Genomic DNA, 975 nt, shown 5'->3' with positions numbered 1-975 from the left:
CTGCACGAGGGCTGAGTGACGAGCCGAGAAGTCTGCGCCCTTTTCTCTTTTTCCCCCTTTTGCCTCTTCTTCCTCTTCCCGCCCTTTCCCGCCCTTTCCCGTTCTCCCCTAAACTTCCTTCTCTGTCTCTTCCCGCTCTGCTTTCTATCTCTTCTCCTTCGTTGTCTTTCTTCCTCTCTCCTGCTCTTTTGCCCCTTCGATCTTTTCGTTGCCTTCCCTCTTCAACTCCCCCCCTGCTGCAACCTCCTCCTTTCCCCCCCTTTCTTCTCTCTCCTCCTCTCCTTCCCCCTCCTCTCTCTTCTCTTTCTTTTCTCTTTCCTCCTCTTTTTTTCTCCTTCCCCCCCTCTCTCCTTTTTCTTCCCTCCTTCTCCCCTCCTCCTCTTTTTTCTTTCTCTCTCCCTCTTTTCCCCGCCTCCGTCTCCCGTCTCCTTCCTCTTTTTTCTCGCCCCTGTCTCTCTCTGTATTTCCTTTCATTCTCCCTCCTTTCTTCGCTTCATTCTTCTCCTTTTCCTCTTCTTCCCCTCACTCCCTCTTCCCTCTCCCGTTTCCTGATTTCTTTTTCCTTCCTCCCCTCCCTTTTGCCCTTCCCCCCCCCATCCCTTCCCTCCTTTCCCCTCCCCTCCCTCTCTTTTTCCTCCTCTTTCCTCCCTCCTTTCCTCTCTCTGTCCTTTCTTTCCCTTCCCCCTCCCTCCCCCTCTCTCTTCCCCCCATCTTCTTTTTTTCCCTCCCCCTCCTCCCCCTCCCCCCGCCACCCCCCCCACCCCCACTAGCCTCCCCCGCCTACCCCCCACCCCCCAGCCCGCTCTCGCCCCCCCCGCCCCCCCCTACCCCGCCACCACCCCCCAACTCGCCCCCGCCCAGCCCCCCGCCCCCGCCCACGCCGCCAACCCCCCCCATCCCCCGCACGCCCACCCCCCCACCTCCCACCCCCTCACCCCCCCCCTCCCCCTCCCCCCCCACCCCCCCCACCCCCCC

1 protein-coding gene is annotated in these 975 nt (G+C 61.2%); it reads right to left on the bottom strand.

Going from position 1 to position 975, the window contains the following annotated elements; translation table 11 throughout:
- Nucleotides 1-144 precede the first annotated feature (144 nt).
- The gene (locus WH87_RS20490) at nucleotides 145-474 is read right to left on the bottom strand and encodes a hypothetical protein (protein WP_046173260.1); all 330 of its coding nucleotides are present in this window, start codon (nucleotides 472-474) and stop codon (nucleotides 145-147) included.
- Nucleotides 475-975 lie beyond the last annotated feature (501 nt).

Source organism: Devosia epidermidihirudinis (genome assembly GCF_000971295.1).
Lineage (GTDB): Bacteria > Pseudomonadota > Alphaproteobacteria > Rhizobiales > Devosiaceae > Devosia > Devosia epidermidihirudinis.
This window is presented reverse-complemented; position numbering and strand designations above follow the sequence as displayed.

Excerpts from the sequence above, each read along its gene's own strand:
- WH87_RS20490 (WP_046173260.1), bottom strand. The coding sequence starts at position 474 with ATGAAAGGAAATACAGAGAGAGACAGGGGCGAGAAAAAAGAGGAAGGA.